Raw genomic sequence first — 23,310 nt, forward strand, 5'->3', positions numbered from 1 at the left:
AATTTATTTTTTATTTTCTACTCTCTTTTGATTTTTTGAAATTATTATTGTTTTTCTAATTGATTAGTTCGACCAATTGTTTGGTGAGGTTTTTTCTTGAATATTGTTGTAAACTAACTCCATTAGCTTGTAAATTCCCTTCCAAAAATTGATTATAAAAGTCCAAAATTACACTTTTTAACTTCGCTTTTTCAGAATAATCAAAAAATACACCTGTATTGGTCTCTTTTATAATATCTGCAAAATCAGAACCCTGAGGACCAATAGCTATAATTGGTCGGTTTGACACCATATATTCAAACAATTTACCCGGAATAATGCTTTTTGTATCTTCAGAATCAATTTCTATTAAAAGTAAAACCTGCGATTTTTTTTGAAAGGCAATTGCTTCATGATGCGATACATACCCAAGAAGTTTCAGATAAGAATTCAAGTTAAATTCTCCAATAGAATTAAGTACCTCCTGACTTACTTTTCCAATAAGTTTAATCTCTAAATGTAATTTAAAATTAGGTATCTCATTAAGTAATTCAATCAAACATTCCCATAAAAACTTTGGATTTCTATCTGATAAAAAAGATCCAATGTGAGCCAGAGTAAATTTAGTATCTAAAGTTTGTTTCTCTACATTTTCAATATCATAACCATTTGTAATAATCGAAATTGGTTTGTTGGTTATTGCCTGAAACTCTTTTTTGGTAGTTTTGCTGGTTACAATAATAGCATCAGCACTATTCAAAACCTTATGCTCTAAAATTTTATGTTTTTTAAATGCATAATGCGACAAGCGCAATGCTTTATGATAACCAATAGTAGTCCATGGATCTCGGAAATCTGCAAACCATCTTACATTCAATTTTTCTTTTAATTCTAATCCAATTAAATGTAAGCTGTGTGGAGGCCCTGAAGTGACAATGGTATCAATATTATTCTCCTTAATATATTTTTCCAGAAAAGATACAGAAGGTTTTACCCAAAAAACACGTGCATCCGGAATAAAAAGATTACCACGAACCCAAAGAAATATTTTATCTAAAAAGGTCTGTTTTTTTTGATGTGGTAAAATTCCGGAACTAATTTTCTTGGTTTTCTTCTTTGAAAAAATTGAAGCCAACTGATAAGGCTCCCAGATTTTATTTTTAAGAACAACTACTTTGTCAGATATTTCACTAACCAAACCTTCATCGATTATTGGATACGTTGGATTTTCAGGAATATAAACAATTGGCTGAACATCAAAATCCGGCAGGTATTTTACAAATTTTAACCAACGTTGTACACCTGGTCCCCCTGCAGGCGGAAAATAATAGGTAATGATTAAGAGTTTTTTTTGTTCCATCATTTAATTCTGTTCAAAGAGCTCACAAAGTTCTCCTCTAAGTCTCTAACTATTTTTTTGAGTTTCTTCTTTTATTCTTTGTGAATCTTTACGGTAGAATTTTTCAAAATAAATTCCACCAATCAAAAGCAACAACATTCCAATTGAACTTGTCAATGTAATTATGCTTCCGGTTTTAACAACCTGAGGCTCAAATTTAAATTCGATAATATGTTTTCCTGCTGGAACTTCCATTGCTCTTAAAACATAATCTACAGGAAAATGATCTGTCAATTTACCATCAATATATGCTTTCCACCCATTTTTATAATACATTTCAGAGAAAACAGCCAATCCATCTTTACCATTATCTGATTGGTATTTGATGTAGTTGGGTTTGTACTCCAGAACTTTAATAGTCCCGGTTGTATCCCATTTTTTCTTTAATCTTGCACTTTTAAATTTACCTTCATAATCATGAACATTAAAAACAGCTGCCGTTTTTGTGTTAATATGATCTAAAGTTTTCATGACATCATCTGGTTTATTTACCAATTTAACTGTGCGTACAAACCAAGCATTACCATTCGCATCAGGATTTGCAACAGGAACCTCATTTCCTTCTTTATCTGTTTGTATAACATACTTAACATTTAACATATTAAGAACTTCAATATTTCCTTTTTGAATTTGATAATCCATTAATTGCTGCATTCTTCTAGGTCTTACAGCACTATAACCACCAATTGTTTTATGAAAATAGGAAGATCTTCCCTGTAATTGTCCCTGCACATCAAAAACCCGATAAATCGATTTATCTTCCAAAATCTTGGTATCAATTGGGGTTTCCTGAAAAGGAGCTGCAATTTGTACAGGACTTACAAAGTCTTTCGCAGAAACATATCTTTTATCCACAAAAAACAAATCGAAAATCATTAAAATACCTACAAGAATTAAGGTTGTATTTTGTGCTAATTTATTTTTGATGAACATCCATAAAATTCCAAATGTTACAACTATAAAAAAACCTGAACGTAATAAATCTGCTGAATATAAACTCTTTCTATCTTCTTTCAAGGCATCAACAAAAGCTGGACCGTAACTTTGCATATAAGCATTATCATTCATTCCTGTAAAATGAAACATACTTTTCGCAAATACTAGAATCAATAAAACACCAATACCAAAAGCCCCTGTCTGGACTAATGCTTTTTGCTGCAGTACAGAATCTTCCTTTGCCTTAAAAAAGGATTGTAACCCCATAACTGCAAGTACAGGAATGCATAACTCCAGTATAACCTGAATAGATGATACCGCTCTAAATTTATCATACATTGGAACGTATTCGATAAAAAAGTTAGTCAGCAAAGAGAAATTTTTTCCCCATGAAAGCATTAAAGTAAATAAAGCTCCTGTAAGAAAAACATATTTTATTTTTCGTTCATCAATAAATAATGCCAGAACAGCTAAAAAGAAAACGACAACACCTATGTAAGCCGGTGCGGAAACAATTGGCTGATCACCCCAATAAGTAGGCATTCCTGATACAAAATCATCAGCCTGACCTGAAGGAACTCCCTGCTCAATCATAAAAGAATACATACGGCTGTCTGTTCCTACATCTTCATGACTTGATCCACCAAAAATTCTAGGTGCAATTAAATTTAAACTTTCTGCAATTCCATAACTATACTCTGTTATATAATCTGTAGTCATCGATGCAGTTGTTGTGTTTTTTGATCCGTCCGGGTTAAAAGTCAATTCACTTTTATCACGAATACTAAATTTAGCATACTCAGTAGTTGCTAATAAATTACCTGCATTTGCTCCAATGGCAAAAATTCCTGCAATAGCTAAAATTCCAATAGCCTTCAAAAGTCTTTTATAATCCTTTTCTTTAATAAATTGAAAAACAAAGTAGCCTGAAAGTATCAGCAGGAAAATCAATAAATAATACGTCATCTGAAAATGGTTCGCATTAATTTCTAATGCAACCGCAAACATGGTGAGCAAACCTCCCCAAATATATTTTTTTTGAAAAACCATTATAAAACCGGCAATTACCAATGGCATATAGGCTATAGCGTGTGCTTTGGCATTGTGTCCCACTCCAAGAATAATAATTAAATAAGTAGAGAAACCAAAAGCAATAGCTCCGATAAAAGCTTTAAGAGGATCAGTTTTTAAAACCAATAACAAACCATAAAAACCTAAGAAGTACAAAAATAAATAATCTGCAGGACGTGGTAAAAAACGTAAAACATCATCTAACTTACCCACGTAATCATGTGGGTAATTTGCCCCTAACTGATATGTTGGCATACCTCCAAAAGCAGAATTGGTCCAGTATGGTTCTGAATGCTCAGTAGCTCTAAAGTCATTTTGCTCTTTTGCCATTCCGGTATATTGAGCAATATCGGACTGAAAAATTTGTTTTCCCTGTAAAACCGGGTAAAAATAAATTAGGGCAACTAAAATAAAGCCCAATATTACAAGGGCGTGCGGATAAAATTTATTTACTATTTTCAATTTAGGCTGGTTTGGGTTAAATGATGAATCCTATTTAGGATACAAACTTAATCTATTTCTTCGTAATCAACATAATCACCCACTTTTTTGGTTTCGCGTGGATTTTTTGCGTTAGCGGTATTGATGATTATCTCATCATTATTTGTACGCGTTTTTTGCCAGGTATTATCCTGACTGTATTGTTGTTGTCTCTGAAAATTTTCACCTGCCTTTTCAACTGCTTTTTTTACCAGTACAGGCAAAAATATTTTTGCCAAAAATTTAAAAATATAATAAAAAGCTATTACCCACATGATGGTTTTAAATAACCCTGAAAATGACGCTTCTTGCATAGTAGTATAATTTTGTTCAAAATTAATAAAACGATTCTTCAAAATTAAAATATCAATCTTAAATAAATAATAAAATATAGTACATTTGAAAACGTTATTACTTTTTAATCAAAAAATACATATATGTTAAAAATTAAAAACTTTTTGATAGCTTGCCTATTTTTATTACCACAATACTTTTTTGCTCAATATACAGATGTCATAAATTCAAATCGCCCAGGCGAAACTATGTCTGCTTTCTCTGTTGGAAAATCTGTAATACAAGCTGAAGCTGGTTTTTATGGCATTAACGAAAAGCATGATATACAAAATTATGAAGCCTCAGGCTTTGGTACTGATTTCACACTTCGATGGGGGCTTTTTGTTGAACAGCTGGAATTAATTGGAGATATTCAATATCAAAATGAAAATTTTACAACTCCGGCAACGAGCTTCAAGAAAAGTAATTTTAAGCAGACTTATTTAGGTGTTAAATATTTAATTTATGATCCATTCAAAAATTATAAAGGAGATGTTAATATTTACAGTTATAGTGCCAATAAAAAATTTAACTGGCATCAATTAATTCCTGCAGTTTCTGTTTTTGCAGGTGCTAATTTTGTTTTTAAAGATAATCCATATGCTTACAATTCAAACACACTGAATTTTTATTCAACTAAATCAGGTGTTTCTCCAAAGATAATGTTGATTACTCAAAATCATTTTGGCGACGGCAGATGGGTATTAGTATCAAATATTCTTGCGGATTATATCGGTACTGACAATTCAGGATATGGATACATTTTAACCTTAACAAGAGGCTTCAATAGCAAATGGTCTGGTTTTGTAGAAAATCAGGGGTACAAAAGCGATTTGTATAGCGATGCAATTTTTAGAGGAGGTGCTGCTTATTTATTATCAAGAAACGTACAAATTGACGCTTCTATAAGTAAAAACATAAAAAATACACCTTCATTACTTTATGGAGGAATTGGTTTTTCTATACGTTATGACGACAATCATAAAGAAGAGCTAACAAGAGTTGGCAAAGCAAAAAAGCCTAAAAAGAAAAGCAAGAGCGATAAACTTACAAAGGAAGAACAAGCTGAGCTGGAAAAGACCAAAAAAGATGAAGACTACCAGGAAAAAGAACGCAAAAGAAAATCAAAATATGAGAAAAAACGTAAAACTAAAAAATAATATTTTGAATCTCTAATCTGATAAAATTAAAATAAGTTTAATGATTACAATTAAAGAAGCCAAGACAAAAAAGGAATTAACAGAATACATAAAATTCCCATTCACTTTATACAAGGATAATCCATACTGGGTTCCGCCGATTATTGCAGATGAATTAGAATCATTTGACAAAACAAAAAATCCGGCTTTTGAAAATGCTGAAGCTTATTTTTATCTGGCCTATAAAAACAATGAAATAGTTGGCCGAATTACAGCCATTATTAATTGGGGGGAAGTAAATAACCAACATAAAAAGAAAGTTCGATTTGGCTGGTTTGATGTCATTGATGATATCGAAGTAACTAAAGCCTTACTGGAAAAAGTATATGAATTAGGGAAACAAAATAACCTGGAGCATATGGAAGGCCCAATGGGATTTTCAAATTTAGATAAGGTTGGTGTTTTGACTGAAGGCTTTGACCAAATTGGAACCATGATTACCTGGTATAACAATGCTTATTATGTCACTCATTTTGAGCAATTAGGCTTTCAGATAGAGAAAGAATATATTGAAAGTATTTTTCCTTTTTCAAACGTAAAACCTGAATTTTTCCTAAAAGCCCAGGAACTCATTAAAAAGAGATATGGCTTAAGGGCTTTAACTTTTACAAAAACAAAAGACATTATGCCACATGTTGACAAAATGTTCGATTTATTTAATGAGTCATACGAAAAATTAGCTTCTTTTGTAGCCATTTCTGACGTTCAGAAAGAATATTTTAAAAAGAAATATATTAGTTTTATTAATCCTGAATATATCAAATTTGTGGTTGACAAAGATGATAATTTAATTGCTTTTAGTATTGTAATGCCAAGTTTTACAGAAGCTTTACAAAAGATAAAAGGAAAGCTTTTTCCATTTGGATTTCTTCATTTATTAAAAGCCAGAAAACATAGTAAAGATGTTGTTTTTTATCTTATAGGAGTGCATCCAGACTATCAAAACAAAGGAGTTACAGCAATTATTTTTGATGAATATTACAAGACTTTCTCTGAAAAAGGAATTCAGAATTGCATTAGAACTCCAGAACTATTAGAAAACAACGCTATTCATTTGCTGTGGAAAAACTTTGATCCAAAAATCCATTGTCAAAGAAAAACATACCGAAAAGATTTATCACAATGGGAATAAAATAATTTTCATCCCATTACTTAAGGTTTGATATCATAAAAAAAGGTCGAAATTAAATAATTTAATTTCGACCTTTTTTATTTGAGAACTATATTATTTCTTTTTATTCTGAGCTTTTTTAGCAGCTTCCTGCTGTTCCATAACTTCTTGAAGACGTTGTTGAAACTTACCTTGTTTTTTTGGCTCTTTCAACTTATTCTCCTGAATTTGAGCATGAATTCTATCTGTATCTACAATGTAGTTTTTAATTACAAACATAATTCCGATAGTAATTAAGTTGGATATAAAGTTATACAAACTCAAACCAGCACCGTAACTATTGAAGAAAATTAACATCATTAATGGCGAAACATAAATCATGATTTTCATCATTTTTGCCATATCCGGCATACCTTCCTGCTGAGGAGCAGCCATCTGCTGATCTCCTGAAGTCATTTTCATGTAGAAGAAAATCGCAATTGCTGCCAAAATTGGAAACAAGCTGATATGATCTCCATACAATGGAATATGAAAAGGTAATTTTACAACTGAATCAAAAGATGATAAATCGTCTGCCCATAGAAACCCTTTTTGTCTTAACTCAAAAGCAGAAGGGAAGAACTGGAATGATGCGTACATAAACGGCAATTGAATCAATGCCGGAATACATCCTGCCATTGGGTTTACTCCTGCCTTATTGTATAATTTCATCGTTTCCTGCTGTTTCTTCATTGGGTCTTTTTTGAATTTTTCTCCCAATTCAGTAATCTCCGGACGTAAAACTTTCATTTTAGCCTGTGATAAGAATGATTTATATGTAATTGGCGACATCGCCAATTTGATGATAATAGTAAAGATGATAATCGCAATTCCGTAGGCAATATAAGAACTTAAGAATCCAAATAATGGAATAAAAATCCATTTGTTAATCCATCCGAAAATACCCCAACCTAACGGAATTATTTTTTCGAAGTTTTTATCGTAAGCTTTTAAAACTTTATAATCAGCTGGACCAAAATACCAGCTCATTTTATAATCGATTTCTCCATTAGAAAAAGCCAAAGGAACTGTTGCTCTAAATTGCTTGATATAAGTAGTATCAATTTTTTCATCCTTTACTAAAGCATCAGATTGTAATTTAGATTTTTCAAATGGTTTGTCAGTCGACAAAATAGCAGTAAAAAAGTGCTGCTTGAAAGCGATATAACTCACTTTTTCCGGAGTATCTTCTTTTCCTACACCGTCACTTACCGAGCTGTATTTTTCATCTCCATATTCATATTCAAGCTGAGCAAAACGCTTTTCGATAGAAATACTTTTCTCGTTTCTATACGATTTTAAATCCCAAACTAAATCTAATGGTTTAGCAGAATTTAAAACTTTATTTAATCCTTGAGAACGGATATCAAAACCAACTAAATAATCATTTGGCCTCAATGTATATTTGTATTCTAAAAATTCACTAGTACCCGATTTTAAACGCATTGTCAAAATTTGATCAGCACCAATTTTAGTAATCGCTGGCTCAAAAAATAGATCTTTAGAATTTAAAGTTCTGTTATCAGTTGTTAATAATTGAATATTTAAATTCGAATTATTATCTTTAATCAATTCTACTAATTGTCCTGAACCTTTCTCAAATTTTTCAAACTCTTTAAGTGTAGCTTCAACTATATAACCTCCTTTATTAGCTATTTTAAGTTTTATCTTTTCGTTTTCAATAGTAGTAAAAGACTCTTTAGCGGAAGGAAGTGTTGCAGAGTAAGCAAAACCACCTAATTTTTTTTGTAATTGTGCTAATTGAACAGTATCACCCGGAGTGACTGCAGCAACTGGTAAAACAGTTGTTTTTGTTTTGTCAGCTTCCGCCTGAGCTTCTTGTTTGGCGACTAATTCTTTCTTGGCTTTTTCAGCAGTAATCTCTTTCTCAGAAGGCTGATTTTGGTACATTATCCAAATCAGGATTCCGAATATCAATACAAAGCCAATGATTGAATTAAGATCAAATTTTTTTTCTTCCATTATTATTTTAAAAAAGTTATTCGTTAAAGGTTATTAGTGATGAGCTAGACTCAAAGATTACATTCCCTTAGAATATTAATATTATTTTTTATGTGAATTTATAGCAGCAGCCACAAAGTTTACAAAAATTGGATGTGGATTTGCAACTGTGCTTTTGTATTCAGGATGATATTGTACACCAATAAAAAACGGATGGTTTTCCAATTCTACAATTTCTACCAAACCAGTATCCGGATTAATTCCGGAAGCAATTAAACCTGCTTTTTGTAATTCGTCTTTATACTTGTTATTATACTCATAACGGTGTCGGTGACGTTCTGAAATTGTTTTTTGACCGTATATTTTGTGGGCTAAAGTATTTGGTTTAATATCACATTTCCAGGCTCCAAGACGCATTGTTCCGCCTTTGTCAGTAATTGTTTTTTGCTCTTCCATCAAATTCACAACCGGATGCTTTGTTTTATCATTCATCTCAGTAGAATTCGCTTCAGCATAACCTAAAATATTTCTGGAATATTCAATAACCGACATTTGCATTCCTAAACAAATTCCAAAAAATGGAATATTATTTTCACGTGCAAAACGAACAGCTTCGATTTTTCCTTCAATACCTCTTTCACCAAAACCAGGGGCAACCAAAACTCCGTCAAGAGGCCCTAATTTCTCTTCAACATTCTCTGCTGTAATGTGTTCCGAGTGAATTGAGATCACATTTACTTTAGTTTCATTTGCAGCTCCAGAATGAATGAACGCCTCTAAAATAGATTTATAGCAATCCTGCATTTCAACATATTTACCAATCAAACCAATATTTACGGTGTGTTTTGGATTTTTTAATCTACGTAAAAAAGTATTCCATGTTTTTAAATCCGGAGCGGCTTTTTTAGGTAAATCTAATTTCTTTAAAGCCACAATATCTAATCCTTCTTCAAGCATTAAATTTGGAACTTCATATATAGTTGAAGCATCAATAGATTGAATTACTGCTTCTCTTTTCACGTTACAAAACAAAGCTAATTTGTTACGCAGATCCGGTGACAATTCATGCTCAGTTCTACAAACTAAAATATCAGCTTTAATACCGCTTTCCATCAACGTTTTTACAGAGTGTTGTGTAGGTTTTGTTTTCAACTCACCCGCTGCAGCCAAATAAGGAACTAATGTTAAATGAATAACAATTCCGTTGTTTTCTCCCAACTCCCAAACCAGCTGACGAACAGACTCAATATAAGGTAATGACTCAATATCACCAACAGTACCGCCAATTTCAGTAATAACAATATCATAATCACCGGATTTCCCCAGTAATTGCATTCTGTCTTTGATTTCGTTTGTAATATGAGGAACAACCTGAACCGTTTTTCCAAGGAATTCTCCTCTTCTTTCTTTTTCAATAACAGAAAGATAAATTCTTCCTGTAGTAACATTATTTGCCTGAGAGGTAGGGACGTTCAAAAAACGTTCGTAGTGACCTAAATCTAAATCTGTTTCAGCGCCATCATCTGTTACATAACATTCACCATGCTCGTACGGATTTAAGGTACCCGGATCCACATTGATATACGGATCGAATTTTTGAATAGTGGTACGATATCCTCTTCCTTGCAACAATTTCGCTAAAGACGCTGCGATAATCCCTTTTCCTAATGAAGAAGTTACACCGCCTGTAACAAAAATATATTTTGTTTGATTCATTCTATTGTAGTTTGTATTGTAGTTGTGTAAAAAACTTGGCAAAAGTACAAATTTAATTAGACAATTTACTAATTAGAAAATTAGAAAATGTGCCAATTTAAAAATTTAAGAAATAGACAAGTGATAATTAGAAAACAATGAATCAAATTCATTTTAAACCAAATATTTAAAGTTATCTCTCTAAACATTATCTAATTTTCTCATTATCTAATTATTTTAAGATTTAGGATATTGCTTTTTAATATTTCTGATTAATTCTTCTAATCCATTAAGCTTTAACTCATAAATAAGCTGGAGCTGTTGCCCTAATTCGCCTTTTGGAAAACCCTTATTGTGATACCATACCACATAATACTCGGGTAAATCAATTAAAAAACGCCCTTCGTATTTTCCGAAAGGCATTTTGGTATGAGCTAATTTTATAAGCAGTTTTTTATCTTGTCCCATTTTTTAAAAGAAAAAAGAAGCAAGAAAAAAGAATACAGTTTTTATTCCCTTCCTCGCTTCTAAAAATTCAATCGTTCTTTTGTTTTATTTCCAGTTAAACGTAATGCGCTTTTCTATATCCGTGTTTAAACTCAAAAAAACCGGACAAGTCATTGCCGAACGTTCCAAAATTGTTTTGTTTTTTTCATCAGCATTACTTTTCATTTCAAAAACAATTTCAACAGCACCAATTCTTCGTGGTTCAGCATTCATAATTTTTGTTACTTCGGCTGTTGAATCAATTAAATCTACATTTAAATCACGAGCTTTAATTCCCATAATCGTAAACATACAGCTTGCCAAAGCATTAGCAACTGTATCTGTTGGAGAAAACGCTTCTCCTTTTCCGTTATTGTCTAATGGTGCATCCGAAATAATTTCGCTTCCTGATTGCACATGTATTGATTTTGTTCTTAAATCGCCTAAATAGGTTACTTTGGATGTCATTAATTTGCTACTTTTAAAGTTAAATCTGAATCATAATATAAAAGATAAACACCTTTATTAGCGTGGCCGCCATCTTCTTTTTTATAATACTGAAATTTATTATCGACTTGTTCTGTTGTCATTAAATCTGCAGTTTCCTGATATGTTTTCCCCTGAACTAAACGCATCATCGTATCAAAAGTTACATCAAAACCGCGAGTTGCATAAGTATTGGGACTCACTTTATTCTTTAAGGTGTAATCTTTTTCAAAAATCAATACTCGGGGTTCGTCGCTCTCGCGGGAAACAGACGGATACATCAGCTTTAATTTTACTAAATTTTCAAAATAAATTTCATCAGTATCCAAAGTACTATTGGGTTCTAAAATTACCAATTGCACCTGACAGGTCTTCTGGGCCTCAACCAAAGCTTTTATAGTATACTTTACCATAGCGGTATTGGCTGTTTCCATTACTACATAATTCATTCTTTCAGGTAATAATAAGCTCTTCAAACTAGCAACATCCAAACTTCCATTCTCTGTTAAAGAAGCAAAAACAACTCCTTTTTGATTTTGTTTAATATAATTAATTACGGATTCTTTTTTCTTATCCACTACAGCTACGATATTTCCGTTTTTAGAACGCATATAATCAAAAACTGTATTTTTAACTACATCATTAGAGGGGATTGACTGATACAAATTATCAATTGGATTTGCTGTATCTTTTGATAATGGCGAAATTACCGGTACATTATACAATCTTAAAGAATTAGCCGTTGCCTCTGCATTACTTTGATAGAACGGACCTATAACTGCATCAGCATTCTGCAATTTATTTTGCATGATTAAACCTGAAACATTTGAGGTGTTTTTAGTTTCTTCCGAGTCATAAATTGAAATATCAATTGGTAATTTTAAAACTTTTGCAGAATCAATTGCCATCATTGCACCTGAATAAAAATCCAGGGTCATGTTCAAAAATTTATCATTTTTTATTCTATTAACAGAACTTACAGTGTCATTTTGCATTTTTGCTAAATTAAAAGGTAACAATAGAACTAACTTTTTACGTTCGTTTTCGCCTCTCTTTTTAGATAATTCCACCACTTCAGGATTAGCCGAAACAGTTTCAGATTTTACTTTTTCAAGTATTTTTATCCCAGATGGATTTTCAACCGTTTTTTCAATTGGCTGTGATTGAACAATGATTGGAACTGGTACTAAATAACCAGAAGGAACTTTTAAAACCATACCTTCTTTCACTCCTTCAGAAAGTGCTGGATTCAACTCTATCAACTCTTCCTGAGAGATATGAAATGTTCTACCTAAACTATAAAAAGTCTCTTTTGGCTTAACCTGATATTCCATGTAAGTTGTCACTTTTTTTGAACTATCAGCCGGTTTAGAAATATTGGTCATAACCTGAGGTTTAGGAGGCGTTCCTTTAATAGTCAGACGATATCCAACCGGAAGATTTGCCACAATATCAGGATTACGTTTTTCTAAATCTTCTATAGTAGTTTTGTATTGTTTGGCTATTGAATATTTAGTCTCTTTTGGTAAAACATCATGAAACACATATTTTTCCTGTACGGTTGTTTTAGATGTATTCGTTTTTGAAACTGCATCTTTTGACGGAATAACTAATGTCTGACCAATTTGCAAACCATCTGTTACTAAAAAAGGATTTGCAGTTTTTAGTGCCTCATCAGAAACTCCATATTTTTTTTCAATCCCGTAAAGTGTTTCTTTTGGCTGAACTTCATGCATTACTCCTTTTTGAGAAGTGGCCTTTTTGGTAGTTGCAACTTCTTTTTTAGCAGCATTATCAGTATTACTCGGGATTAATAAAACTGTATTAGGCTTTACTCCATTTCTGGCATCCGGATTTAACTGGTAAATATCATAAGGTGTAACCTTAAATTTCTGTGCAATCTGATTGACTGTCTCTCCGTTTGACACTTTGTATTTAACTACTTTTTCCTGAGAAAAAGCATTACATGTGATAAAAAAAACGAAAGTAAATATGGCGAAAAAATATTTCATAATAGATTTTAAAACAATTATTCATTAATGTGAACAAGATACTAATTTATGTTTAAAACAAAAATCTGTCCAAAAGTTAATTCATTACTAATTATTCTCTCAGATCAATTTCTGTCTTGGCAATAACAATGCTTTTATATAACTCATCTTCTTCCTTTTTCTTGCATTGATATAGAACTTCTTCCATATTATTGTATTTATCCGAATACACATAATACGAAAGACTGTTAATATTAAAGAAGAAACTGGCATTAAAATTACCTGAATCAATGAGTTTCATAATTAAGTTGTCTCTTGGTACTGCTTCTGTAAATATACCCAAAACTAAGTAATAGCCATTAGAGACTTCTTTTAGATTATCAAAAACTTCAACATTTATTGTTTTATCCTTTTTAAGCGGATTGCCTTTAAGCTCGTTCATGATTTCTTCAGATGAAACCGCTTTTGAAGTTTCTGCAGGAGCTGATTTTTTAATTACCTCATCCTGATATTTTTTCAGTTTTATCAAAGCCAGTTTATCATCAAATTTCCTGGCTTCCATGCTATAATAAAAAGCTTTGCTGATATGCCTTTTTACCTCGATTTTTTTCTGGGTGTCGAGCGAATCAATTTTTGCAATCAAAAACTGATTTTGTGCATCTCCTTGCTCCTGCTCTATTTTATAATGTTTTATTTCTTCTAATGAAAGGCGCTGTTGTAATGAGATAACATTGTTATTCTTTTCGCTTTCTCGGATTTTCTTCTTGTATTCCTGATTTTCTTGGACAGCAATTTTTTCTACTTTATTCATTAAACCGGCGTATGCTTTTCTATTTTCAGCCAGTTCTTTTTTTAGCTGAGAAGATAATTCATTCGTTTTTCCGATACTTTCATACGATTGTCTTTCTAATCGTTTTGATTCATCAACATTTAAAATATCCATTCCTTTTAATTCAACCAAATCATTATTCATCGTATTGACCAATGAATCTAATTTTGCCATTAAAATATCCTGAACATTTTTATTTGCTTCTAAAACCAGACGCAGTTTTTCAACCGAATTTTCCTTGGAACCATTCATGTTACTCAAATTGAGTTTTAAATCATTAATTTTTATGATTTTTTGATTCATATCTCTCTGAACAATCAATCTGTCTTTTAAATCATCAATTTCAACTGTTTTGGCTTTAGTTTTTTCAACTACAACTTGTTTTTCGGCAAGGGCCAGCATCAATTCTTCACTCTCGTTTGCAGGTTTAATTTCTTTTGTATTAATAGCCAGTTTATTGCCCATAACCAATCCGTTTACAATTTCTGGGTTTTGAGATTCAAGCTGATCAATCGAAATACCGTATTTTTTACTAATCGAAAATTTGGTTTCCTTTGGTTCAACCACATGAAAAACAGTTTCCTGATTAATAACACGAACTCTTCCGTCAAGGGTTTTTCTTTTGTTTGGAATTACTATTGTCTGACCAATCTGTAATCCGTTTTGAAGTAGATCTTTATTTAGAGTTTCTAAATCCTGCACCGAAACATTATATTGTCTGGCAATACTAAATAACGATTCCTTTGCTACAACTAAATGTGTGGCTTTCGAAGAAGCTGTAATTTCAGTTTTTACAGTATTTGAAGTGTTTTGCGGAATAACTAATTCCTGACCAATCTGAAGTCCGTTGTCAAGAATAGGATTTGCATTTTGAAGCGCTTCAACAGAAATACCGTATTGTTTCGATAAACCAAAAAGAGTTTCTTTTGCTCCAACAATATGTTTTTTTTGATTTTGATTTGGTTTTTCTGCAACATGAACCGGAATTTTAAGAATTTGGCTATCTTTTATTCCGCTTTGCGATTCGGGGTTGAGTTTGTAAATTTCATTTATAGAAACCTTATATTTTTGGGCAATAAAATAAGCAGTTTCTCCTTTTTGAATTTTATGCTCAATAATTAAATCTTGCGCAGTTATTTTGTTAAAAGACAAAATAAACACAAGAGAAATTGTTAAAAGTTCTCTCATAAATAGTAGGTAAAAAAATTAAGGCCTTACAAATGTAAGACCTTAATTTTAAAAAACCGTATTATTCCCACTCAATTGTTGCAGGTGGTTTTGAACTTATATCGTAAACCACACGATTCACGCCTTTTACCTTGTTGATAATATCGTTAGACACTTTCATCAGGAAGTCGTAAGGCAAATGAACCCAGTCAGCAGTCATTCCGTCTGTAGACTCAACAGCTCTAAGCGCCACTACTTTTTCGTAAGTACGTTCATCGCCCATGACACCAACAGAATTCACAGGAAGCAAAATTGCTCCGGCCTGCCAAACTTTATCATATAAACCCCAAGATTTTAATCCGTCTATAAAAACTTTGTCAACATCTTGTAAAATTTGTACTTTCTCCAGAGTAATATCTCCTAAAATACGAATAGACAATCCAGGTCCTGGGAAAGGGTGTCTTCCTAACAATTCTGGATCAATTCCTAAAGTTGCTCCAACTCTTCGTACTTCATCCTTGAAAAGCATACGCAAAGGCTCAACAATTTTCAATTTCATATAATCAGGCAAGCCTCCAACATTGTGGTGTGATTTGATTGTTGCCGAAGGTCCTTTTACAGAAACTGATTCGATTACATCAGGATATATTGTTCCTTGGGCTAGCCAGGTAACGTCTTCAATTTTGTGTGATTCGTTATCAAAAACTTCGATAAAAGCATTTCCAATCGCTTTTCTTTTTAATTCTGGATCTGTAACTCCAGCCAAAGCATCATAAAAACGCTGGGAAGCATCAACTCCTTTCACGTTCAATCCCATTCCTTGGTATTGATCTAAAACACTTTGAAATTCATTTTTACGAAGCAATCCGTTGTTTACGAAAATACAATATAGATTTTTACCAATCGCTTTGTGTAATAAAACAGCTGCTACAGTGGAATCTACTCCACCAGAAAGTCCTAAAACTACTTTATCATTACCAATTTTCTCTTGCATTTCAGCCACAATCTCTTCCACGAAAGCGTTAGGCGTAAAATTTTGAGGTACTTCGGCAATGTTTACCAAAAAGTTCTCTAGCATTTTTGAACCATCTGTAGAATGGAAAACTTCAGGATGATACTGAATAGCATAAGTAGTTTCGCCTTCAATTTTGTAAGCAGCAAATTCTACGTCATGCGTGCTTGCTAATTTTACTGCATTTGTTGGCAAAGCCTTGATACTGTCGCTATGACTCATCCAAACCTGACTGTTTTCTGAAACTCCGTTAAAGAAAACTTCATTTTCCTTAATATATGATAAATTGGCTCTACCATATTCCCTGGTATTCGAAGCTGCTACTTCTCCACCGCTAAAGTGTGCCAAATATTGTGCTCCGTAACAAACTGCCAACATTGGAAGTTTGCCTCTAATCTGAGATAAATCAGGATGTGGAGCATCTTCTCCCCTAACAGAAAAAGGGCTGCCTCCTAAAATTACGGCTTTATAACTTGATAAATCACTAGGAAAGTGATTGTAAGGGAAGATTTCGCAGAATATATTTAATTCGCGAACTCTACGCGCAATAAGCTGAGTATATTGCGATCCAAAATCTAAAATAAGTACGTTGTGTTGCATGCGCAAAAATACTTTTTATATTCGAAAATGAAAAATCGGAATGATGAAAAAACCAATATTTTTTTTCATTGTTCCAATTTTTAGGTCCCAAGGTTAAAACTCTAAAAGTTTAAAAAATATAAAAACTCCAAAACTTCGCCATTTTTTCCAAAAAAATTCATAAACGGTAATTAAAAGCCAAATATTCAAAAAAACAGAAAAAACCTAGTTCTTTTTTATTAAATTTATAGAAGAGAATTAAACCTTCCTTACTTTCCTCTATGAATTTAGTATTTACTTCTCACTAAAACCAACATAACAAAAACCAATAGTATACCACAAAAATTATTAATTAAAAACACAATCGATGAGTAAAATAGTTGCAGAACAATTAGTTGAAATGTTGGTAGAGGCCGGAGTAAAACGAGTATATGCGGTAACTGGTGATAGTTTAAATCATTTTAATGATGCGATAAGAAGAAATGGAAAAATAAAATGGATTCATGTTCGCCATGAAGAAGCAGGCGCTTATGCAGCAGCAGCCGAAGCAGAACTAGACGGTTTTGCTGTTTGTGCCGGAAGTTGCGGTCCGGGGCATGTTCATTTAATTAATGGTTTGTATGATGCTCACAAATCACACGTTCCTCTATTAGCCATTGCCTCAACAATAAATACAGGTGAAATGGGAATGGATTATTTTCAGGAAACCAATACTGTTAAACTTTTTGACGATTGCAGTTATTACAATCAAATGATTATGACTGCTGAACAAGCTCCTCGAATTATACAAACAGCAATTCAACATGCATTGGGAAAAAAAGGTGTTGCTGTTATTGGACTACCCGGTGATGTTTCTCAATTAAAAGCGGTTGAAAGCAATATTTCGACTCAGTATTTTCATTGTAATCCCGTTATTCGACCTTCTGATTCCGAATTACAACAAGTAGCAAAAGCTATAAATGAGAGCAATAAAATCACTTTATTCTGCGGAATTGGAGCTGATAAGGCACACGATCAGGTAGTGCAATTATCGCATCATATCAAAGCCCCGGTTGGATATTCTTTCCGTGGAAAAATGAGTATCCAGCCTAACAATCCAAACGAAATAGGAATGACAGGTCTGCTCGGTCAGCCTTCTGCTTATCATAGCATGCACGAGTCAGATTTGGTGTTGTTATTAGGAACTGATTTTCCTTATGATAAATTCATGCCTTCAGATAACAAAATCATTCAAATTGATACAAGTACTGAGCGTTTAGGTAGAAGAGCAAATCTCTTCATGGGCTTATGTGGTAATGTTGCCGATACTATCGAATCTTTATTACCATTGCTAAAAACTAAAACAGATGATAGTTTTTTACAAGCGCAACTTAAATTATATGCAAGTGTAAAAGAAAACATGAACACGTATATTGATGATAATGGCGGAGAAGACACTATTCAGCCGGAATATGTTGCACATATCATAGATAAATTAGCAAATAAAGATGCTATTTTTACAGTAGATACCGGAATGAGCTGTGTTTGGGGGGCACGTTTTATTAAAGGTACCGGAGAGCGAAAAATGCTAGGTTCATTCAATCACGGATCGATGGCAAATGCTATGCCGATGGCTATTGGAGCATCTCTCGCACATCCCGAAAAGCAAGTTATTGCCATGTGTGGCGATGGAGGCTTGTCGATGTTATTGGGAGACTTAGCAACAATTCACCAATATAACATTCCTGTTAAAATTATTGTTTTTAACAATCGCGCTTTGGGTATGGTGAAACTTGAAATGGAAGTTAGTGGATTACCCGATAATGAAACCAATATGGTCAATCCGGATTTTAGTCTAATTGCTCAGGCAATGGGTTTTCAGGGCGTAAATGTTCATAAGCCGGAAGAAGTTGAGGGAGCAATTGAAAATGCATTTCGCCATAACGGACCTGTTTTACTTAATATTTTTACTAATCCAAATGCACTGGCAATGCCTCCAAAAGTGGAATGGGAACAAGTTATTGGGATGGCAAAATCAATGACCAGATTAATGCTTGGTGGTAAAATGGAAGAAGTTTTAGATACTGTTAAGTCTAATTACAAACACTTAAAAGAAGGATTGTAGAATAGTTTTTTTATTAAAAAATTTACAGCAACAAACAAAGGATCAGTGTTTTAAAAGTATAAAAACTTTTTGCTTTGATCCTTGCTTTATTCTTTTGTAACAATAATCGAAGCTTTAAAACCTGCTGCGAGATTGTTCCAGTAATCATTGGTTATTAAAGTTCCTTTGTCATCAAAAACCTGAATTTCAGCAGTATTCCCTCCTAGAGAGCCTATATTTAATGCCTCAAAATCCAATTTATTGAAACCATCTGAAAGTACAATTTTGACTTGCTTAAAATTGCTCTCTAAAAATATTTGATTTTGTATGACAATATCATTTGAAGAAACCTTGACCAGATCCCCATCGATCGCTCCAAAATCTCTGAATTTGACAATAAAATAAGCTGATTTAGTTCTAAAATCACCCAAAGATATGTTCTTCTTTACTAATTCTCCTCTACCCTCTTTTAGTCCAGCTTCCCTTAAAGCTTTGTCCAGATCTTTTTCCATTTTAGGAATATAACGATCTCCCGGATTGGCAAAATCATTCTCTGTAGACATCGTAAATTTGCTTTTCTCTTCTCCAATCTGAAATTTAGATTTTGGAGTTATACTTGTATTTTCAAAAACATTGGGCGTTTTGATACTTGGTATGTCAGCATTTTCCGTTTGTGGATTTTTTACTTCAGGGGCTGTTATTTTTTTAGGTTTAGCATCAAACTTCGGAGCTGGAATAGATTTAAAACCCGAGTTAAATTCTGCCTGAGCAGAAGCAGTAAAGACGGATAAAAATAATATGTAAAATAAAATGTGTTTCATTGAAAACATTATCGAATCGGCTTTTAAAAATTTTATAAAATTAATAGTGTAGCAAAGCAAAAATAGCATAAATTAATTACTCACTTCAACTTTAAGACTTTTATAACAATATATTAGGCTAATTTTTGGAATCAAAAAACCTGCCAAAAATTATCATTGAAATTCCAGTTTTAAAAAAATATAAAAATTCCAAATACGAAACTAGCGACCGACCCTAAACTTTAAACCAAAAATGAATACGTTATTTTTTAATTAAAAAAAATCACATCATTTTGATAGTTAACAACTTATTCATACCTTGAATAGCAAAATTAATTTTATATTAAAACTCAAAAAAATGGATTATATAGACTATTATAAAACATTAGAGATAACCAAATCAGCCAGTGAAGCCGAAATCAAAAAGGCATATCGAAAGATGGCAAGGAAATACCATCCAGATTTGAATCCGAATGACAAGGAAGCGGAGAAAAAATTCAAAGAAATAAATGAGGCTAATGAAGTTTTAAGCAATCCTGAAAATCGTAAAAAATACGACAAATACGGAAAAGACTGGAAACATGCTGATGAATTTGAAAAAGCCGGATATGATCCTAACCAGCAACAATACTCCAGACAGCAACAGAATAATCAGGACTTTTCTGGTTTTGGAGGAGCTAATTTCTCTGAAAGCGATTTCTCAGATTTCTTTAATTCAATGTATGGTTCAGGAAGAAGCTCCCGAAATCAGTCTAAATACCGGGGTCAGGATTTTAACGCCGAATTACAGTTAGATTTAGCTTCTGCTTATACTACCATTAAACAAAATCTAACTGTAAATGGTAAAAACATCAGAATCACAATTCCCGCTGGTGTAGAAAATGGTCAAATCATAAAAATACCCGGACATGGAGGCCCAGGTGCAAATGGAGGTCCAAATGGAGATTTATATATTACTTTTTTAATTGAAAACAATTCTGATTTTAAACGAGAAGGTAATAATTTGTATGCTGATGTTGATCTTGATTTATATACAGCGATTTTAGGAGGTGAAACTTTCGTAAATACTTTTGATGGAAAAGTAAAAATAAAAGTCCCTGCAGAAACCCAAACCGGAACAAAAGTTAAACTAAAAGGCAAAGGATTTCCGGTCTATAAAAAAGAAAATCAGTTTGGTGATTTGTTTATTACTTATAGATTAAAAATCCCAACCAAATTATCCGAAAAAGAGAAAGAATTATTTCAGGAATTATCTAAAATAAGAAATCATGAACAGTAAAAACTTAATTCAGATAAAACAATTTTGTCTGTATCACGAAATTGAAAATACTTTTATAACAGAACTTAATAATTATGGTCTGATTGAGATTATTGTTTTAGAAGAAGATGAATATCTACAGCCTGAACAATTGCCTACAGTAGAAAAAATGATACGCATGCATTTCGATCTTAAAATAAATTTTGAAGGGATAGACGCCATTTATCATTTACTTAACAGAATTGAAGTTTTGCAGCAAAATCTTAATGCTGCACAAAACAAACTTCGACTTTTTGAACAGCACGAAACAGAATAAATCATTAAAACAAATCGTTTAGAACTTGCTTATATTTTCTTTATTGGCTTTTTTATGATATTAAGTTTCAAAAATAAATTAAAAAAGGATCTCAAAATATCACAAAAAAGAGTGAATAACGACATGATTTCAAACAATTTTATCTATTTTTCATCCTCATCTTTTATAAATTGCAGCATAATTAATAACCTGAATTCGTTTTTAAAATTTTATAAACCAATTCAATAAAACTGAAGAAATGAGAAGAGAAAACATCTTAACAGGCTCACCGTGGGAAGACAAAATGGGATATTGCCGTGCCGTAAGAATTGGTAATATTATTGAAGTATCGGGCACTGTGGCAATAGTTGATGGAGAAAAAGTAAAAGCTAATGATGCTTATGCACAAACTTATAATATTCTGGAACGCATTGAAAAAGTATTAGAAGATTTGAATGTTGGAATGCAAGATGTTATCAGAACCCGAATTTTTACTACCAATATTGGTACCTTTGAAGAGGTAGCCAGAGCACACGCAGCTTTTTTTAAAGATGTAAAACCAACAACGGGCTTTTATGAAATCAGTAAACTTGTTGCACCTGAATATTTAGTTGAAATTGAATTTACAGCTGTTGTTCAGGAATAATTTTTTGTCACGAATTTCTCTACTTAAATTTTCTTTCAATTACCTAAGAAAATTACCCAAATTAAAAAATTTCATAAACAAGAGCTTTTAAAATTCGTTTTAATTAGTGAAATTCGTGGCAAACTTTTATAAATGAATTTTCAAGAACCAAAAGAAATACTCCTGACAATTTTCAAATGGATTTTTATCTGTAGTTTAATTGGCTTTTTTTCAGGATCTGCATCAGCTTTATTTCTAATTTCACTTGAATTTGTTACACAATTTAGAATTCATCACGGCTGGATTGTCTGGTTTTTGCCTATTGGGGGCTTATTGGTTGGATTAAGTTATTATTATTGGGGAAAATCTGTTGTAAAAGGCAACAACCTATTACTGGAAGAATATGAAAATCCTAAGGATATAATTCCTTTTAAAATGGCTCCTTTAGTTCTTTTAGGAACATTACTTACACATTTATTTGGAGGATCTGCCGGACGTGAAGGAACTGCGGTACAAATGGGCGGTGCCATTGCAGATCAATTTACAAAAATTTTCAATTTAAATAATTCAGAAAGAAAGATTCTGATTATTCTCGGAATAAGCGCGGGATTTGCGTCTGTTTTCGGAACACCTTTGGCTGGTGCTATTTTTGCTTTGGAAGTTTTATATTTCAGTAAAATCAGTTTTAAAAGTATTCTTTTATCTTTTTCAGTAGCATTTGTCGCATATTTTACTGTTGAAATTTGGCAGGTAAAACATACACATTACAGCATTCCGGTTGTATCTGAATTCAATTTCACTACTTTGCTTTATACTGTTATTATTGGAATTTTATCCGGTTTAGCTGCTTTACTTTTTTCCAGAAGCACTCATTTTTGGAGTTCTCTTTTTTCAAAAAATATTAAATACCCGCCATTAAGACCTTTTATTGGAGGAATCATTTTAGCCATTGCAATTGCTGGTTTTGGCTTTACAAAATTCTCCGGATTAGGCGTTCCTGTAATTATAGATTCGTTTTCAAATGCGAATCCGTGGTATGATTTTTTGATCAAAATATTATTTACCGGATTTACTTTAGGTGCCGGTTTTAAAGGTGGTGAAGTGACACCCTTATTTTTTGTCGGCGCTACTTTAGGCAGTGCTTTGTCTTTAATTATTCCAATGCCAATAGCTCTTTTAGCAGGAATAGGATTCGTAGCAGTATTTTCAGGTGCAACCCATACTCCAATCGCCTGCACTATTATGGGAATGGAATTATTTGGAATTCAGCCCGGAATTTTCATTGCGATAGCCTGTACAACCGCCTATTTTTCTTCAGGTTCTGTGGGAATTTATAAATCACAAATTGTAAAAGGGGCCAAATATAAATTATATCAGAAAATACAAAGAAAAGAATTAAAAAATCTTTGAGTTTAAAAATCCAAATTCCAATACTCAAGAATAACTGATATCAAATCATTTCATAGTGACTAATATTTTAAATTCTCTGCGAATC

18 protein-coding genes are annotated in these 23,310 nt (G+C 32.5%); 7 read left to right on the plus strand and 11 right to left on the minus strand.

Annotated elements, in window-relative coordinates; genetic code table 11:
• Nucleotides 1-55: 55 nt before the first annotated feature.
• Genes ACEN2I_RS10120 through ACEN2I_RS10130 form a run of 3 tightly spaced genes read right to left on the minus strand, consistent with a single transcriptional unit; the run spans nt 56 to nt 4,179 of the window.
• Entirely contained in the window at nt 56-1,339 is a 1,284-nt protein-coding gene (locus ACEN2I_RS10120) for a glycosyltransferase family 4 protein (RefSeq protein WP_441766017.1), read from the minus strand.
• Nucleotides 1,340-1,384: 45 nt separating this feature from the next.
• The gene (locus ACEN2I_RS10125; protein ID WP_441765986.1) at nt 1,385-3,847 is read right to left on the minus strand and encodes a YfhO family protein; all 2,463 of its coding nucleotides are present in this window, start codon (nt 3,845-3,847) and stop codon (nt 1,385-1,387) included.
• A gap of 47 nt (nt 3,848-3,894) precedes the next feature.
• Nucleotides 3,895-4,179 (minus strand): DUF4834 family protein, encoded by a 285-nt coding sequence (locus tag ACEN2I_RS10130; protein WP_441765987.1) that lies wholly within the window; start codon nt 4,177-4,179, stop codon nt 3,895-3,897.
• Between the two features lie 123 nt (nt 4,180-4,302).
• Between ACEN2I_RS10130 and ACEN2I_RS10135 the strand changes: the two genes are divergently transcribed.
• Both ACEN2I_RS10135 and ACEN2I_RS10140 read left to right on the plus strand, forming a co-directional pair.
• Entirely contained in the window at nt 4,303-5,358 is a 1,056-nt protein-coding gene (locus ACEN2I_RS10135) for a transporter (protein WP_441765988.1), read from the plus strand.
• Between the two features lie 40 nt (nt 5,359-5,398).
• The gene (locus ACEN2I_RS10140; protein WP_441765989.1) at nt 5,399-6,529 is read left to right on the plus strand and encodes a GTP cyclohydrolase; all 1,131 of its coding nucleotides are present in this window, start codon (nt 5,399-5,401) and stop codon (nt 6,527-6,529) included.
• A gap of 93 nt (nt 6,530-6,622) precedes the next feature.
• On the opposite strand, the gene yidC is transcribed toward ACEN2I_RS10140, so the two are convergent.
• The 7 genes from yidC to guaA form a co-directional block, all read right to left on the minus strand.
• Nucleotides 6,623-8,530: a membrane protein insertase YidC gene (yidC, locus tag ACEN2I_RS10145; protein WP_441765990.1), complete on the minus strand. Its 1,908-nt coding sequence runs from the start codon at nt 8,528-8,530 to the stop codon at nt 6,623-6,625.
• Nucleotides 8,531-8,611: 81 nt separating this feature from the next.
• Nucleotides 8,612-10,225, minus strand: coding sequence for a CTP synthase (locus ACEN2I_RS10150; RefSeq protein ID WP_441765991.1), 1,614 nt, complete (start codon nt 10,223-10,225; stop codon nt 8,612-8,614).
• 216 nt (nt 10,226-10,441) lie between these two features.
• On the minus strand, nt 10,442-10,672 hold the full coding sequence (locus ACEN2I_RS10155; RefSeq protein WP_441765992.1) for a DUF3820 family protein: 231 nt from the start codon (nt 10,670-10,672) through the stop codon (nt 10,442-10,444).
• An 84-nt stretch (nt 10,673-10,756) separates the two neighbouring features.
• On the minus strand, nt 10,757-11,158 hold the full coding sequence (locus ACEN2I_RS10160; RefSeq protein WP_441765993.1) for an OsmC family protein: 402 nt from the start codon (nt 11,156-11,158) through the stop codon (nt 10,757-10,759).
• On the minus strand, nt 11,158-13,188 hold the full coding sequence (locus ACEN2I_RS10165) for a LysM peptidoglycan-binding domain-containing protein (RefSeq protein WP_441765994.1): 2,031 nt from the start codon (nt 13,186-13,188) through the stop codon (nt 11,158-11,160). Before ACEN2I_RS10165 ends, ACEN2I_RS10160 begins: the two co-directional genes overlap by 1 nt.
• Before the next feature lie 91 nt (nt 13,189-13,279).
• The gene (locus ACEN2I_RS10170; RefSeq protein WP_441765995.1) at nt 13,280-15,184 is read right to left on the minus strand and encodes a LysM peptidoglycan-binding domain-containing protein; all 1,905 of its coding nucleotides are present in this window, start codon (nt 15,182-15,184) and stop codon (nt 13,280-13,282) included.
• Between the two features lie 61 nt (nt 15,185-15,245).
• The gene (guaA, locus tag ACEN2I_RS10175; RefSeq protein WP_441765996.1) at nt 15,246-16,775 is read right to left on the minus strand and encodes a glutamine-hydrolyzing GMP synthase; all 1,530 of its coding nucleotides are present in this window, start codon (nt 16,773-16,775) and stop codon (nt 15,246-15,248) included.
• A 346-nt stretch (nt 16,776-17,121) separates the two neighbouring features.
• Between guaA and ACEN2I_RS10180 the strand changes: the two genes are divergently transcribed.
• On the plus strand, nt 17,122-18,858 hold the full coding sequence (locus ACEN2I_RS10180; RefSeq protein ID WP_441765997.1) for a thiamine pyrophosphate-dependent enzyme: 1,737 nt from the start codon (nt 17,122-17,124) through the stop codon (nt 18,856-18,858).
• 86 nt (nt 18,859-18,944) lie between these two features.
• Here the strand turns inward: ACEN2I_RS10180 and ACEN2I_RS10185 are convergent, their stop codons facing one another.
• Nucleotides 18,945-19,658: a hypothetical protein gene (locus ACEN2I_RS10185; RefSeq protein ID WP_441765998.1), complete on the minus strand. Its 714-nt coding sequence runs from the start codon at nt 19,656-19,658 to the stop codon at nt 18,945-18,947.
• Nucleotides 19,659-19,995: 337 nt separating this feature from the next.
• On the opposite strand from ACEN2I_RS10185, the gene ACEN2I_RS10190 reads away from it, so the two are divergent.
• From ACEN2I_RS10190 to ACEN2I_RS10205, 4 genes are all read left to right on the plus strand, one after another.
• A complete protein-coding gene (locus ACEN2I_RS10190; RefSeq protein ID WP_441765999.1) occupies nt 19,996-20,916 on the plus strand; it encodes a DnaJ C-terminal domain-containing protein in 921 nt (306 codons plus the stop codon).
• Complete coding sequence (locus ACEN2I_RS10195) at nt 20,906-21,211, plus strand: chaperone modulator CbpM (protein WP_441766000.1); 306 nt, start codon at nt 20,906-20,908, stop codon at nt 21,209-21,211. The genes ACEN2I_RS10190 and ACEN2I_RS10195 overlap by 11 nt, the downstream gene beginning before the upstream one ends.
• Nucleotides 21,212-21,449: 238 nt before the next feature.
• Entirely contained in the window at nt 21,450-21,836 is a 387-nt protein-coding gene (locus ACEN2I_RS10200; RefSeq protein ID WP_441766001.1) for a RidA family protein, read from the plus strand.
• A gap of 132 nt (nt 21,837-21,968) precedes the next feature.
• Complete coding sequence (locus ACEN2I_RS10205; RefSeq protein ID WP_441766002.1) at nt 21,969-23,225, plus strand: voltage-gated chloride channel family protein; 1,257 nt, start codon at nt 21,969-21,971, stop codon at nt 23,223-23,225.
• Nucleotides 23,226-23,310: the final 85 nt, after the last annotated feature.

It is taken from the genome of Flavobacterium sp. W22_SRS_FK3, assembly GCF_052113665.1.
GTDB lineage: Bacteria > Bacteroidota > Bacteroidia > Flavobacteriales > Flavobacteriaceae > Flavobacterium.

Bases quoted from the DNA above. Each gene is read 5' to 3' on its own strand.
- guaA (WP_441765996.1), bottom strand. From the start codon at position 16,775: ATGCAACACAACGTACTTATTTTAGATTTTGGATCGCAATATACTCAG.
- ACEN2I_RS10155 (WP_441765992.1), bottom strand. From the start codon at position 10,672: ATGGGACAAGATAAAAAACTGCTTATAAAATTAGCTCATACCAAAATG.
- ACEN2I_RS10150 (WP_441765991.1), bottom strand. From the start codon at position 10,225: ATGAATCAAACAAAATATATTTTTGTTACAGGCGGTGTAACTTCTTCA.
- ACEN2I_RS10190 (WP_441765999.1), top strand. From the start codon at position 19,996: ATGGATTATATAGACTATTATAAAACATTAGAGATAACCAAATCAGCC.
- ACEN2I_RS10195 (WP_441766000.1), top strand. From the start codon at position 20,906: ATGAACAGTAAAAACTTAATTCAGATAAAACAATTTTGTCTGTATCAC.
- ACEN2I_RS10185 (WP_441765998.1), bottom strand. From the start codon at position 19,658: ATGAAACACATTTTATTTTACATATTATTTTTATCCGTCTTTACTGCT.
- ACEN2I_RS10205 (WP_441766002.1), top strand. From the start codon at position 21,969: ATGAATTTTCAAGAACCAAAAGAAATACTCCTGACAATTTTCAAATGG.
- ACEN2I_RS10165 (WP_441765994.1), bottom strand. From the start codon at position 13,188: ATGAAATATTTTTTCGCCATATTTACTTTCGTTTTTTTTATCACATGT.
- ACEN2I_RS10135 (WP_441765988.1), top strand. From the start codon at position 4,303: ATGTTAAAAATTAAAAACTTTTTGATAGCTTGCCTATTTTTATTACCA.
- ACEN2I_RS10120 (WP_441766017.1), bottom strand. From the start codon at position 1,339: ATGGAACAAAAAAAACTCTTAATCATTACCTATTATTTTCCGCCTGCA.
- ACEN2I_RS10170 (WP_441765995.1), bottom strand. From the start codon at position 15,184: ATGAGAGAACTTTTAACAATTTCTCTTGTGTTTATTTTGTCTTTTAAC.
- ACEN2I_RS10160 (WP_441765993.1), bottom strand. From the start codon at position 11,158: ATGACATCCAAAGTAACCTATTTAGGCGATTTAAGAACAAAATCAATA.
- yidC (WP_441765990.1), bottom strand. From the start codon at position 8,530: ATGGAAGAAAAAAAATTTGATCTTAATTCAATCATTGGCTTTGTATTG.
- ACEN2I_RS10180 (WP_441765997.1), top strand. From the start codon at position 17,122: ATGAGTAAAATAGTTGCAGAACAATTAGTTGAAATGTTGGTAGAGGCC.
- ACEN2I_RS10130 (WP_441765987.1), bottom strand. From the start codon at position 4,179: ATGCAAGAAGCGTCATTTTCAGGGTTATTTAAAACCATCATGTGGGTA.
- ACEN2I_RS10140 (WP_441765989.1), top strand. From the start codon at position 5,399: ATGATTACAATTAAAGAAGCCAAGACAAAAAAGGAATTAACAGAATAC.
- ACEN2I_RS10200 (WP_441766001.1), top strand. From the start codon at position 21,450: ATGAGAAGAGAAAACATCTTAACAGGCTCACCGTGGGAAGACAAAATG.